The sequence below is a fragment of the Sporolactobacillus shoreae genome (genome assembly GCF_004684935.1).
GTDB lineage: Bacteria > Bacillota > Bacilli > Bacillales > Sporolactobacillaceae > Sporolactobacillus > Sporolactobacillus shoreae.
The window spans coordinates 134704-147773 of the sequence record NZ_SRJD01000004.1 but is presented as its reverse complement, the minus strand read 5'-3'; the positions used below and the strand labels follow the sequence as shown (position 1 = coordinate 147773).

10 protein-coding genes, 1 riboswitch and 1 other annotated feature are annotated in these 13070 nt (G+C 47.6%); of the genes, 5 read left to right on the top strand and 5 right to left on the bottom strand.

Annotated features, from left to right (window positions below; translation table 11 throughout):
* Positions 1 to 255: 255 nt before the first annotated feature.
* The 3 genes from E4665_RS05410 to E4665_RS05400 all read left to right on the top strand — a co-directional run bounded on the left by E4665_RS05410 (position 256) and on the right by E4665_RS05400 (position 1839).
* Positions 256 to 474 (top strand): DeoR family transcriptional regulator, encoded by a 219-nt coding sequence (locus E4665_RS05410; RefSeq protein WP_174845452.1) that lies wholly within the window; start codon positions 256 to 258, stop codon positions 472 to 474.
* Positions 475 to 865: 391 nt separating this feature from the next.
* Positions 866 to 1321, top strand: coding sequence for a DUF6884 domain-containing protein (locus E4665_RS05405; RefSeq protein WP_135347772.1), 456 nt, complete (start codon positions 866 to 868; stop codon positions 1319 to 1321).
* Positions 1322 to 1401: 80 nt separating this feature from the next.
* Positions 1402 to 1839: a hypothetical protein gene (locus E4665_RS05400; RefSeq protein WP_135347771.1), complete on the top strand. Its 438-nt coding sequence runs from the start codon at positions 1402 to 1404 to the stop codon at positions 1837 to 1839.
* A 157-nt stretch (positions 1840 to 1996) separates the two neighbouring features.
* On the opposite strand, the gene E4665_RS05395 is transcribed toward E4665_RS05400, so the two are convergent.
* The 3 genes from E4665_RS05395 to leuS all read right to left on the bottom strand — a co-directional run bounded on the left by E4665_RS05395 (position 1997) and on the right by leuS (position 6537).
* Positions 1997 to 3586, bottom strand: a complete 1590-nt coding sequence (locus E4665_RS05395) for a putative polysaccharide biosynthesis protein (protein WP_241654694.1) — start codon at positions 3584 to 3586, stop codon at positions 1997 to 1999.
* 201 nt (positions 3587 to 3787) lie between these two features.
* On the bottom strand, positions 3788 to 4084 hold the full coding sequence (locus E4665_RS05390) for a rhodanese-like domain-containing protein (protein WP_135347853.1): 297 nt from the start codon (positions 4082 to 4084) through the stop codon (positions 3788 to 3790).
* Positions 4085 to 4113: 29 nt separating this feature from the next.
* Complete coding sequence (gene leuS, locus E4665_RS05385; protein ID WP_135347852.1) at positions 4114 to 6537, bottom strand: leucine--tRNA ligase; 2424 nt, start codon at positions 6535 to 6537, stop codon at positions 4114 to 4116.
* A gap of 73 nt (positions 6538 to 6610) precedes the next feature.
* Positions 6611 to 6853: a binding site (T-box leader), on the bottom strand.
* A 174-nt stretch (positions 6854 to 7027) separates the two neighbouring features.
* Between leuS and mnmL the strand changes: the two genes are divergently transcribed.
* Complete coding sequence (gene mnmL, locus E4665_RS05380) at positions 7028 to 8005, top strand: tRNA modification radical SAM protein MnmL/YtqA (protein ID WP_135347769.1); 978 nt, start codon at positions 7028 to 7030, stop codon at positions 8003 to 8005.
* A 460-nt stretch (positions 8006 to 8465) separates the two neighbouring features.
* Here the strand turns inward: mnmL and E4665_RS05375 are convergent, their stop codons facing one another.
* Both E4665_RS05375 and metK read right to left on the bottom strand, forming a co-directional pair.
* On the bottom strand, positions 8466 to 9530 hold the full coding sequence (locus E4665_RS05375) for a tetraprenyl-beta-curcumene synthase family protein (RefSeq protein ID WP_135347768.1): 1065 nt from the start codon (positions 9528 to 9530) through the stop codon (positions 8466 to 8468).
* A 207-nt stretch (positions 9531 to 9737) separates the two neighbouring features.
* Entirely contained in the window at positions 9738 to 10964 is a 1227-nt protein-coding gene (gene metK, locus E4665_RS05370) for a methionine adenosyltransferase (protein WP_135347851.1), read from the bottom strand.
* Positions 10965 to 11171: 207 nt separating this feature from the next.
* Positions 11172 to 11279, bottom strand: a riboswitch (SAM riboswitch).
* A 205-nt stretch (positions 11280 to 11484) separates the two neighbouring features.
* Between metK and pckA the strand changes: the two genes are divergently transcribed.
* On the top strand, positions 11485 to 13065 hold the full coding sequence (pckA, locus tag E4665_RS05365) for a phosphoenolpyruvate carboxykinase (ATP) (protein WP_135347767.1): 1581 nt from the start codon (positions 11485 to 11487) through the stop codon (positions 13063 to 13065).
* Positions 13066 to 13070: the final 5 nt, after the last annotated feature.

Here is a 13070-nt window from a genome sequence, read left to right as displayed (position 1 = left end):
AATTTACAAAAAATATAGGAAAAAAAGTTTGACTTTTATTATTTTAGCTGTATATTTAAGTTATTTAATAGAATATACGTATTATTGTTAGTGTATTTAGTTGAAACGTCCGTCTTTGAGTATCGTCAGAAAATGTCATGATCCTGTTCATTTGTTCAAAAAAGTGGAGAAAATGGGGATTTGTGAAATTATTTTTCTGATTCCCCCTCTTTTCAGATATCTTCTTTGTTGATAAAAAATCTGGGGAGTGGTTATTTGAGTCCTTCAACTGATCGTATGCTAAATCGCGTTAAGTCTGTTTACTTATTTATTCGCAGACAAGGTCCTGTCACGACGAAAGAGCTGGTTGAAGAATTTGACATGACACAGAGAACCATGCAGAGAGACTTGAATATTCTAACGTATAACAATTTGGTCCGAAGCCCGAGAAGGGGCCAGTGGGCGGTAACAGAAAAAAAAGTAAGAGTTTCGTGAGCTGTTTTTTGAAACAGCTCTTTTTTATTTGACTTTTTTTAATGCGTTATCTGATGATAATGGATAAGAAGTCAGACTCACGCTGAGTGTCATTAGTGGAAAAAGTCCGAACAAAGGGCTTATCCTTTAGTTAAAAGACGATGTTTAAATCTAATGTTGTTTTCACCGATATATCTGAAGAATGCGTGGTATGAGATTTCTGCGGGGAGAGCGGCCAAGGGAGACCGCGCAGGCGACTCGATTGTTTGAGGAGGCTCCCGGACTGCCAGCGGAAAGCGAGCACCGAAAGCGTTAACAGGCTGAAAGGCCTCTAAAAACAGCATCAAAGTTTGATAAAACCAATAAAAAAGCACCGGATCAGTCAAGATGCCGGAAGGAGTATGACATTATTTTGAAACCAAAGATCGGGCTTTTGGCGACGGCCCGGAAAAAAGCACACAGCCCTGCCGCCGTCATCGACTTTTACCGCAGCCCGCTATTTAGAAAATCGATTCTTTATGCGCAACAGACGTATGACCGACTCTATTTTTATAATGCGAAAGACGGCCTGCTTCTCCCTGACCAGATCATGGAGCCCTATGATGTTTCAATCCGGACATTATCTCTTGGCAGCCGAAGGGCATGGGGGAGAAAAGTAATCCGTGAGTTAACCACCCGCGAAGATCTTTCCGCCGCACAGCTATTTCTGCATGGAGGCAAAGTCTACAGGAATTATCTGGAACCGGCATTGGGGGAACTCGGCATATCGTTCACCGTTCCTCTTGAAGGAATGAGTATCGGCAAGCAGCTGCAGTGGTATGATGTGCACACATCTTCCCGCGCCCAGGATCCCGGGCATATATCTTGATTCTTTCCTGTCAAAATCCATCCCCGATCATAGACTGATAACTGAGTATACAAAACAAATGATCAGGGAGGATTTAATTTATGTTTCATCCATTCAGCGGCCCAGCTTCGCCGGCACAGGGAGGATTGTATCAACCCGCTGCAGGCGGCAGCCTGCCTCAAAGACAAAATGGTTTTTCATTTCAGGAGATTCAGGGGGCCTCTATGCCTCAGGGATTCACTTCATCCGTAGGGCCCTATTCCTATCCTTATGCTCAGGAGACAGAAAACACAATAGCCTCAAACAGTTTCGAATGGCACGAGGCACCTCAGTATGACAATGACAGACAGATGGGACAGCCGCCGCGTCCACCGCAGCCGGGTTTTGATTCACTTGAACGCCGTGTCCGTCAGCTTGAAAGGCAGCAGGATCGGTTTGACCGTGAACTGAACCGGATTGACCGAAGACTTCGCATCATCGAACGTCGCCTTGGGATACCTGTTCCACCCGTTCCGTTTCCGGGAACACCTCCGAGATAACTTCCCGTGAAAATAAAAAAGAGAGCTTCAGGCTCTCTTTTTTTCTGCAGATTATTTATTGACTTGCAGTCCTTTTTTATAAAAATTAAAAGGCAACGGCCTAAGTAAAAACAGATCTTTGCCCAAGCCTAAGAGCTCGACGAGCAGCAAATTTTCTTTATCGCTCCCGAGATCTGCCCATCACCCTGCGGAGCAGTCCGGTCCATTTGGCGAGCAGCAGATAAACGGCCGCACCGATCGTTACACTCAAAATAATAACGATAAAAGCTTTTCCTCTGCTGTGAGGAAAATTACCGCCGGACACAAAGAAAATGAGCTCAATGACCAGAACCATAATCCCCGTATAAAACAAAATATGGATCAATTGCTGGGCAATCATGGAAAAGCGATAATCCGTTGCCTTGCGTATTGCGAAGACAATAATCAGGATTGAAATCAAATAGCCGATATCCGTAGCAATAACTGGACCAACCATACCGAAAAGTTTCATGGACAGCGGGTTAAGCAAAATCTTGAAGAGAATCCCGGAACCAAGAGCGATAATCGTCACGAGCTGCCGGTTGATACCTTGGAGGATAGATGCTCCAACCTGAAACAAGGCAAAGAAAAGCGCGGTCGGCGCATACCAGGACAGGACTCGTCCACCAATTTTTAAAAGGTCTGGGGAAACAGTATACAATAGCCCATGCACCATGTATCCCAGCACGGATAAGCCAACAGCAGCTGGTATGGTCAGAAACAATACAAGTTCAAATGCCTGGGTAATTTTTTCATTTACAGCCCTCATGTCACCTTTTGAGAATGAAACAATAATTGCGGGGACAGCGCTCACCGCAAGAGATGTCGCCAGGGTCACAGGTATAATGACCAGTTTCTGGTCGTTCATGGTCAGGTCAGTGATAATCGCTTCTTTGATTTCATCTACGTAATTCAGATAATAAAAAGCCATTGACTGGTCAATCAGCTGATACACTTGCATCGCAATACCAACGGCAACAAACGGAACCGCATAAGTAATCAGTTCTTTATACATTGTAACAAACGACATCCGGTATCTTCGCTCGGGTCTGCTCTTGTTGGATGTTTTCATAATTTTGACCCGTCGCAATACCCAGTAGTGCAGCATCACATAAAGCCCGCCGACAGCCCCGACGAATGCCGCAAAGGTTGCGAGCGCCGCCGCAGTAACAACGGAACCATGCGCTACTTTAACAACAATAAACGCACCGATCAGAATAAAGCCGACCCGGACAACCTGTTCGACAACCTGAGAAACCGCTGTCGGTCCCATGGACTGGAACCCCTGGAAATAGCCGCGCATGAGGCTCATCACCGGTACAATAATGATTGCGATGCTGACAACCCGGATGACGAGGACAACATTACCGTACTCTTCTTTCGGAATATGCATCAGCGAGGTGATGCCCGGCGCGCCGAGGAATAGGATCAAGAATCCCACAATACCCGTCGCCAGCATCACTAGAAATCCGGACTTCAGCAAACGTCTGCCGGACTCGTAATCACCCATTGAATTGTACTTGGACACAAATTTCGACACGGCAAGCGGCAGGCCGAGCGTTGAGACACTGAGCATAATTGCGTAAGGTGTATAGGCATATTGATAGAGGAATGACCCCTGCTCCCCTGTCAGCCAATAATAAGGAATAACAAAAAGAATACCAAGGAACCGCGAAAAAAAGGCGGCGACGGTCAGTATCATCGTCCCTCTGATCATTTTTGATGCCATTATATACGCTCCTAAATCAATAACTGCGGCAAATTTGATTTGCCTGCGACTCTTAGTATTTTACCACAGATAACCACTCTTTAACTGAATCAATAAGGCATCTTTGGTACATTCTGTCGAAACCGATCAAATTTTTAGTATGCAAAAAACCTTCCACTGATCATCTGCGGAAGGTTTATCGCAAAGATTGTTTTATTGAGTTCACTTAACTGGCCCGTTCCACTCCAGCATGCCGCCTTCCATATTGGTCACATGGAATCCTTCATTTTGGAGGAATTCTGTCGCCAGCCCGCTTCGGTGCCCGGAGCGGCAGACCATGACATACTCCTTTGACCTGTCTAACTCCTGAAACCGCTCGGGGATGTCGGCGAGAGGAATATGGATCGCCTGAGGTATCTTACCTGCGGCCACCTCATCATCTTCTCTGACATCAACGACTGTCACTGGATCGCCCTTTTCAAGTATCCGGTTCAATTCATCAGGCAGAATGGTTTTGATTTCATCGGCCAATTTCATCACTCCCGTACTTATTTGGCAACAATGTTGACCAGTTTATCCGGAACGGCAATAACCTTCCTCACCGTTTTTCCGTCGAGGTTTTCGATCACATTTTGCTCACCCATCGCTTTTTTCTCAAGCGCGTCTTTTGGCGTACCTTTTTCAACGGTCATTCTGGCACGGATCTTGCCATTCACCTGAACAATAACTTCGATTTGCGTTTCAGCCAGTTTGCTTGCGTCATAAGACGGCCAAGTCGATTTTTCTACTGATTGTTCGTTGCCAAGCAGTGACCAGATCTCCTCGCTGATATGCGGAGCGACCGGTGAAAGCAGCTTGATAAAACCTTCAGCCATTGCAAGCGGAATCTGCTCCTGCTTGTAGGCTTCATTAATAAAAGTCATCAGCTGGGCAATACCGGTGTTAAAGTGCATGATACCGAAGTCTTCAGTCACTTTTTTGACCGTCTGATGATATACTTTTTCAAACTCGGCATCCGGTTTCACATTTTCAGAAATGACTTCGGATCGTTTACCTTCCGACGAAACGAACAGCCGCCAGATCCGATCGAGGAATCGGCGCGCTCCGTCAATCCCTTTTTCAGACCAGGGGATTGCCGCGTCGATCGGACCCATAAACATTTCATAGACACGCAGCGTATCCGCGCCGTGTGAGGCAACAATGTCATCCGGATTAACGACATTGCCCTTTGATTTACTCATCTTTTCGTGATTGCTGCCGAGAATCATGCCCTGATTGACCAGTTTATGGAACGGCTCTTTCGTCGGCACGATCCCAAGGTCGTAGAGCACTTTGTGCCAGAACCGGGCATAGAGCAGATGCAGAACCGCGTGTTCCGCACCGCCGACGTACAGGTCAACCGGCATCCAGCGTTTCAGTTTTTCCGGATCAGCCAGTTGCTTTTTATTGTGCGGATCGACGTAGCGGAGGAAATACCAGCTGCTTCCTGCCCACTGTGGCATCGTGTTCGTTTCCCTGCGGCCCTTCATGCCCGTTTCCGGATCGACGACATTGATCCAGTCCGTATCGTTAGCGAGCGGGGATTCACCCGTACCGGACGGCTTAATGTTTTCCGTTTTTGGCAGGCGGAGCGGCAGTTCTTCTTCCGGCACAGCTTTCATGGTTCCGTCTTCCATATGGATAATCGGAATCGGTTCACCCCAGTAACGCTGGCGGCTGAACAGCCAGTCACGCAGACGGTACGTAATTTTCTTTTTGCCGACGTTACGTTCCTCAAGCCAGCCGATCATTCTCGAAATGGCCTCGTTTTTGCCCAGACCGTCCAGAAAATCGGAATTCACGTGTTTTCCGTCACCGGTATACGCTTCTTTGGAGAGATCGCCTCCCGCGACGACTTCAATAATCGGCAGACCGAATTTCTGCGCGAATTCATAGTCGCGGTCATCATGTCCCGGAACAGCCATGATTGCGCCAAATCCATAAGTGATCAGAACATAATCGGCGATCCAGATCGGCACTTTGCGGCCATTAACAGGGTTAATCGCATAAGCGCCTGTGAAAGCGCCGGTTTTCGTTTTATTAAGGTCCGTACGCTCCAGATCACTTTTAGCGGCAACTTCCTTGCGGTAAGCATCGACCGCCGCTTTTTGCTCCGGAGTCACAATTTGATCGATAAGTTTGTGTTCCGGGGCGAGCACCATGTATGTGGCACCGAACAGGGTGTCCGGGCGTGTCGTAAACACCGTCACCGATTGTTCAGGATGTCCATCCAGCTGGAAGACAACTTCTGCACCTTCAGACCGGCCGATCCAGTTGCGTTGCATCTCCTTGATGCTGTCCGGCCAGTCCAGTTCTTCGAGATCATCGATCAGACGATCGGCATACGCTGTAATCTTCAGCATCCACTGTTTCATCGGCTTGCGGATCACCGGGAATCCTCCGCGCTCGCTTTTTCCGTCAATGACTTCCTCATTGGCCAGAACCGTTCCGAGAGCCGGGCACCAGTTGACCGGTACCTCCGCTTCGTAGGCAAGACCTTTTTTATAAAGCTGAAGGAAGATCCATTGCGTCCACTTATAGTATTCTGGATCCGTCGTGTTTACTTCGCGATCCCAGTCATAGGAGAATCCCAGTGATTTGATCTGACGCTTGAATGTTGCGATGTTCTGCTCCGTAAATACAGCCGGATCATGCCCGGTATCAAGAGCGTACTGTTCGGCGGGAAGGCCGAATGCATCCCAGCCGATCGGATGCATCACTTCGAATCCCTGCATCCGTTTCATACGTGCCATAATATCCGTTGCCGTGTAGCCTTCAGGATGGCCGACGTGAAGGCCTTTGCCCGAAGGATAAGGAAACATATCCAGTACGTAGTACTTTGGTTTATCTGTATCCTCATTCGTTTTAAAAGTTTGATGATCGTCCCAGTATTTCTGCCATTCTGCCTCGATTTTGCGGTGATCAAAAGCCAGTCCCATGGCTCATTCCTCCTATTGTCCAGACTCTTCAAAATAATAAAATAAAACCTCCCGCCTCTGACTTTTTGTCAGGGACGAGAGGTTGATCACAATTTTATTCCCGCGGTACCACCCAGATTAGCGTGTGATCCGCTTTTTAACAGCAGATCTTCGCTCGCTTGATCCCGTAACGCGGGCAGCGGCGGCGACATCCAGCCAAGGATGTACCGCAGCTCAGGGGCGAGTTCACTCTTTTCCCGTGCCGGCTTGCACCAACCGCCAGCTCTCTGCAAAGGGATTCGAAGCTACTTTTCCCCGTCATCGCCATTTCCTGTCAATTAGGTTGTGTATTCCATTCTATGTAATCTACCTGTTCCTGTCAACATTATGAGGATTTAAGTCTAAATATTTTTTCGGTGAATAAGCAGATGCGGGGCCGTTGCTTTATGTTTTCTCCGGACTCTGATAAAATTTTCGTTAGACTACTGAAAGGGGCCAAGAATAAATGCCCGACAGAAAGTGGCCGGCCTTTTATGGACCGGACAAGCGTTACTACTCATGGAATGCCTATTTAAGAAGCCAATTTGGTGAAAAAGTTTTCAAAGTACCGCTTGACGGTGGGTTCGATTGCCCGAACAGAGATGGAAAAGTGGCTTACGGCGGATGCACTTTTTGCAGTCAGAAGGGATCGGGGGATTTTGCCGGCGACCGGCGGGACGATCTTGTGACACAGTTTAATACAGTGAAAGCACGAATGTTGAAAAAATGGCCGCATGCCAATCAATATCTCGGGTTCTTTCAGGCTTTTACCAATACCTACGCACCAGTTGAGATTCTCCGCGAACGTTTTGAAATCATTCTGGAACAGGAAGGCGTGGTCGGGCTTTCAATCGCTACCCGCCCGGACTGTCTGCCGGACGATGTGGTTGATTATCTGGCGGAACTGAACAACCGGACGTTCCTGTGGATTGAACTTGGCCTCCAGACCGTACATGATGAGACAGGGCGGCTGATCAATCGAGCCCACGATTTCAACTGTTTCGTTGAAGGAGTCGAAAAACTGCGCCGCAAAAACATTCCTGTCTGCGTGCATATTATAGACGGCCTGCCCCAAGAAACGCCTGAAATGATGATGGAAACCGCCCGCGCTGTGGCTGACCTTGATGTCCAGGGGATCAAGATCCATCTGCTCCACCTCTTGAAAAAAACGGCGATGGTCAGGCAGTACGAAAAAGGTATACTGAAGTTTCTTGATTTCCAAACCTACGTCGGCCTCGTTTGCGACCAGTTAGAAATCCTTCCTCCTGATATGATCATCCATCGGCTGACCGGTGACGGACCCGCCGATCTGATGATCGGTCCGATGTGGAGCCTGAATAAATGGGAAGTTCTTGACGCCATTGATGATGAGCTGAAACGTCGGGACAGTTGGCAAGGGAAATTTTACGGGACAAAAGTGCCGAGTGGAACTCAGCCCTCTTAATACAGCGTAAAAAGCCGAAGCAGGGAATAAACTCAGCTTCGGTTTTGTTTATCTATGAATGTTTGGAAAGTCGGTTATGCCGACTGTTGCAAAGTAAAGACGAGCAGCGTGGTAGCCAAGTTCCTGTTGCTCAAGATACGATTCACTCAAAAAATAGTTTGGCCGATATTCTGATCGTTTAGACTGATGCATTCCCCGTTTCCGTTGATAGGACGTGATTTGTTCTGAATGGTTAGTTTTATTGATACTTCTCTCATTATTATTGAAAAAAATTGGAATTCATCGAAAAGTGATGGATTTTTATTGATGGAACCCGCTTTTTTATTGATAATGACTCCAAGTTCGTTGATATGGCTCTCTGAATCAGCAGAATTGTAGTTTCAGCTGATCCACTTCCTCAGTTAAGCCCATTTCTGATATTATTTTGCTGCGTGTTATCCCTTCCCCGTTCAGCATCTTCTCAGGCACCGGGCCGAAGCCTGCGATAGAACCAGCTGGCCGCGAAAAAAAACCTGCCATACGCTCCGGAACGGCGGATCAGTTTTCTTGCCTGAATACGGACATCACGCTGTCCGGGCACTTTTCTATCAGAGAGATAGATGCCCAGAAGGCCACGGTTGATCATCCTGTGAAAATGACAGTCGGGCATATCGGCAATCGCCCGGTCTGCTTCACTGATAAAATGGCCGAACCGCTCCATCATTTCTTTTTTGCTACTGTAATAGGAACAAAAGTTCAGATCGCCTTCTTCAAGGTCTTCCTCCTGATCAATAAAGTAATCCAGCAGAATGTGAAGCCCCTGAACCCATGGAAAATAGCTGTTTCTGATCGTCACAGCCCGTTCTTCCATTTCTTCACCCTTTAAAGCATAGGAAACCATGCAAAAAATACCGAGGGTGGAACCTGAACATGCGGCAAACTCATACCAGCTCATCGGCGGAAGCTGATCTTTATAGTTAAGGAACCATGCCTTAAGCTTGGACACCCGCTGACTTATTTCAATGTGCTTATAAACCTGCAGATCACAATAGTAACCGGCTAGTTCCTGAAGATAGGGTCTTATAGCATCAAAATGATGGATTTGCAAAAGGACAGACTGACAGGTCGCTACCAGATCCTCCAGGTAACCACCATCGGAGGTCACTTCGCGAAAAGAGTAATAATCTGATGGTGCTGCCCCCGGGTTCAGCGCGTCCAGCATCGACTGGTGCAGACAGCGAAAATCTTTCGGATCGAGCGAACCGCTCCGGTCGCACAGATTGTCCAGATAATCGCTGATTGTCTGGTAGGCCACGATAAAGGAGATAGCGCTCGTTCTCTTTTCATCTGCAAGAAGGCTATAGATTGCCCCTCCCTCGCAATGAAATGTTTTCGTTTCAATGCTGGCAAGCGCCTGCCCGCGCAATTCTGGATCGGGAATCCGGGCGGCTTTCTTCCTCCAGTCCTCAAGCTCTTTATGTACATTTGGAAGCACTTTCCTATAGACCTGCGTCATTAGTATCAACGGTCCGGATGGTACAGCCATAATATCTTTCCTCTCTTCAATCAGCAATCAATAATAGTATTCGTCATGCTGAACCGCGATCTGCATTTCTTTACCAACCCATTCTCCATTATACTCATATCGGCGGAAAATAGTTTTCTTCGATGGTACATTGCACAGTGAACCTGAAAAAAGCAAAAAAACTCCTCATCTTTTTTCATAAGATGAGGAGTAAAATCAGCGGGATCGTCATTCCCTGCCAGATGAAGTTTCAGCGAGAATTTGCTGCTTCAGTGATTCCGCTTTGTCCGTCTTTTCCCAAGGCAGATCAATATCGGTACGTCCGAAATGGCCATAAGCGGCCGTCTGGCGATAAATCGGACGGCGAAGGTCCAGCATTTTGATAATGCCTGCCGGTCGGAGATCAAAATTATTACGGATCAGAGTGACCAGTTGTTCTTCCGATGCTTTGCCGGTTCCAAAGGTGTCGACTGAAATTGAGACGGGCTGCGCAACGCCGATTGCGTAAGCCAGCTGAACTTCCACTTTTTCAGCGAGTCCGGCCGCAACAATATTTTTGGCGACATACCGAGCGGCATAGGACGCCGACCGGTCAACCTTAGTCGCGTCTTTCCCGGAAAACGCACCACCGCCGTGCCTGGCGTATCCGCCGTATGTGTCAACGATGATTTTCCGTCCGGTGAGACCTGCGTCACCCTGCGGACCTCCAATGACAAACCGTCCCGTCGGATTGATGAAAAACTTTGTTTGATCATCAATCAGGTTTTCCGGAACAGAAGGAGTGATCACAAATTTGTGAATGTCTTTCTTGATTTGTTCTAATGTTACATCAGGATCATGCTGTGTTGAGACGACAATCGTATCAATACGCGCCGGATGGCCCTCTTCATCGTATTCAACAGTGACCTGGGTTTTTCCGTCCGGACGCAGATAGGCCAACTCATGATTTTTGCGTACATCGGCCAGCCTTTTGGCGAGCTTGTGTGCGAGGGATACCGGCAGCGGCATGAGTTCAGGTGTTTCATTAACCGCGAATCCGAACATCAGCCCCTGATCTCCTGCTCCGATCGCCTCGATCTGGTCGTCCGTCATCCTGCCTTCACGGGCTTCGAGCGCCTGATCCACACCTTGCGCAATATCCGCCGACTGCTCCTCAATCGAAGTCAGTATCGCGCAATTTGACGCATCGAATCCATATTTCGCGTCGTTATATCCAATTTCCTCTATGGTCTGGCGTACCACCTTTGGAATATCCACATATGTTGATGTGGATATCTCACCGGTTACAAGAACAAGCCCTGTATTTACCACGGTTTCGCAGGCAACCCTAGCGTTCGGGTCCCCTCTCAGAATCTCATCGAGTATCGCGTCTGAGATCTGGTCACAGATCTTATCCGGATGCCCTTCCGTCACCGATTCGGAAGTAAACAGCCGTCTGGAATACTTTTTCACCATTTTCATTCACCCAGCCTTTCGAACATTATATGAGGTAGTTTAAAAATGCGTCAACCAACGCCGGATAGCTTATCCACCATCGCCTGACACCCGCGCCGAACAGTTCCGATGCAGGTAAAAACGGGTACCCGATCCCTCTTCTTTTTGTTTTCAAGGCATGAAAAAAGCCCAGTCCAATAAAGGATAAGGCTAACTCTCTAAATGCGCCTCTTATTATCAGAAGGACAATCTGTTCCTCTGCAGGTTAGCACCGTGCCATATCGGCCGGTTGCCGGGCTTCATCGGGCCTGTCCCTCCGCCTACTCGGAATAAGAGCAGCCGTATTATAATTCATATAATAGAGCAGGGATTTAAATGTGTCAACAGATATTAGGATTGTGCGAACACAATGGACAGCATTTAATATAGTGTATTATGAGAAAACATTCACAATAAAATCCTCCGTTTTTAGAAATATATAATTTCATTGTGATATACTTTAGTTGTCAAATGGAATTCCATATAGGAAGGGATGTTAGGTATGAATGCAACCGTTTCAAATTTGCCCATCTCTGAACTGTTAGCAACCAGGAATACGTTTGTAAATCCACCTTCAGCAGTGCTCATTGAGAAAGCGCTTTCAGATCATGAGGGTGTATTAACCGACAGGGGATCTTTAGCCGTAACGACCGGAAAGTACACCGGACGATCACCACAGGACAAATTTTTTGTAAAGGATCAAAACACAGCGGACAAGATTGACTGGACACGCAACCAGGAGGTCAGCGAAACAGTATTCAAAGCTCTTTACCAAAAAGTTTTCCATTACCTGTCAGATCAAAAGGCCCGTTATGTTTTTAAGGGCTTTGCCGGTGCTGATCCGAAGCATCGCCTGTCCATTCAGGTCATCAATGAGTATGCCTGGCAGAATCTCTTCTGCCGCCAGTTGTTTATTTCTCCGACAGCAGAAGAATTGAAAAATCATTGTGCGGATTTTACCGTTCTTTCAGCGCCGGGTTTCAAGGCTGATCCTGCGACCGACGGCACTCGTTCCGAAGCGTTCATTATTGTTTCCATTACACACCGGACGATATTGGTGGGCGGTACTGAATACGGCGGTGAAATCAAAAAATCCGTGTTCTCTGTGATGAATTATCTTTTACCGCAGGAAGGAATTATGTCTATGCACTGCTCGGCCAACCAGGGGAAAAATGGAGATGTCGCTCTTTTCTTCGGGCTTTCCGGAACCGGTAAGACCACTTTGTCCAATGTTCCTGACCGCGACTTGATCGGCGATGATGAACACGGATGGTCTGAAGACGGGGTGTTTAATATTGAAGGTGGCTGCTACGCGAAAACCATTCATCTCTCGCGAAAAAAAGAGCCGCAAATTTACAACAGTATCCAATTCGGAACCGTTCTAGAAAATGTCATCGTTTTTCCAGACCGCAAGCCGGATTATGACTATAGTGCAATAACAGAGAATACAAGGGCCGCTTACTCACTAAGGAGTGTATCAAACGCTTTAATTCCAAGTGTCGGCGGTCATCCGACTGCTATCATTTTTCTTACCGCCGACGCGTTCGGAGTTCTCCCACCGATTAGCCTACTGACTCCGGAGCAGGCAATGTATCAGTTTCTTTCAGGGTACACAAGCAAACTTGCCGGAACGGAACGCGGCGTCACAGATCCTGAAGCCACTTTTTCAACCTGCTTCGGCGCGCCGTTTATGCCTCTGCCGGCTTCGGTATATGCCGAACTACTGGGCAAACAAATCAGGGCTCATAATGTAAGCGCTTATCTAGTCAATACCGGTTGGACCGGCGGACCTTATGGCGTCGGAAAGCGTATGGAACTCCGTTACACCCGGAGAATGATTCAGGCAGCGCTGAAAGGCGAATTCACAGACGTGGAAACTGTGACCGATCCTATTTTCGGGCTCCACATTCCAAAGACATGTCCGGATGTGCCAAATGAAGTCCTGATGCCATGGAAAACCTGGAATGATCCTTCTGAGTATGACCGCACCGCCCGTCAACTTGCTCAGAAATTTCACGTGAATTTCAGGAACTTCCCGGAAGCTTCCGACGCCATCCGATCAGCAGGCCCTCGCGCTCAGTAAATAAC

What these genes read in the sequence shown, in the direction of transcription:
- E4665_RS05400 (WP_135347771.1), top strand. Translation starts at nt 1,402, where the DNA reads ATGTTTCATCCATTCAGCGGCCCAGCTTCGCCGGCACAGGGAGGATTG.
- mnmL (WP_135347769.1), top strand. Translation starts at nt 7,028, where the DNA reads ATGCCCGACAGAAAGTGGCCGGCCTTTTATGGACCGGACAAGCGTTAC.
- pckA (WP_135347767.1), top strand. Translation starts at nt 11,485, where the DNA reads ATGAATGCAACCGTTTCAAATTTGCCCATCTCTGAACTGTTAGCAACC.
- E4665_RS05395 (WP_241654694.1), bottom strand. Translation starts at nt 3,586, where the DNA reads ATGGCATCAAAAATGATCAGAGGGACGATGATACTGACCGTCGCCGCC.
- metK (WP_135347851.1), bottom strand. Translation starts at nt 10,964, where the DNA reads ATGGTGAAAAAGTATTCCAGACGGCTGTTTACTTCCGAATCGGTGACG.
- E4665_RS05375 (WP_135347768.1), bottom strand. Translation starts at nt 9,530, where the DNA reads ATGGCTGTACCATCCGGACCGTTGATACTAATGACGCAGGTCTATAGG.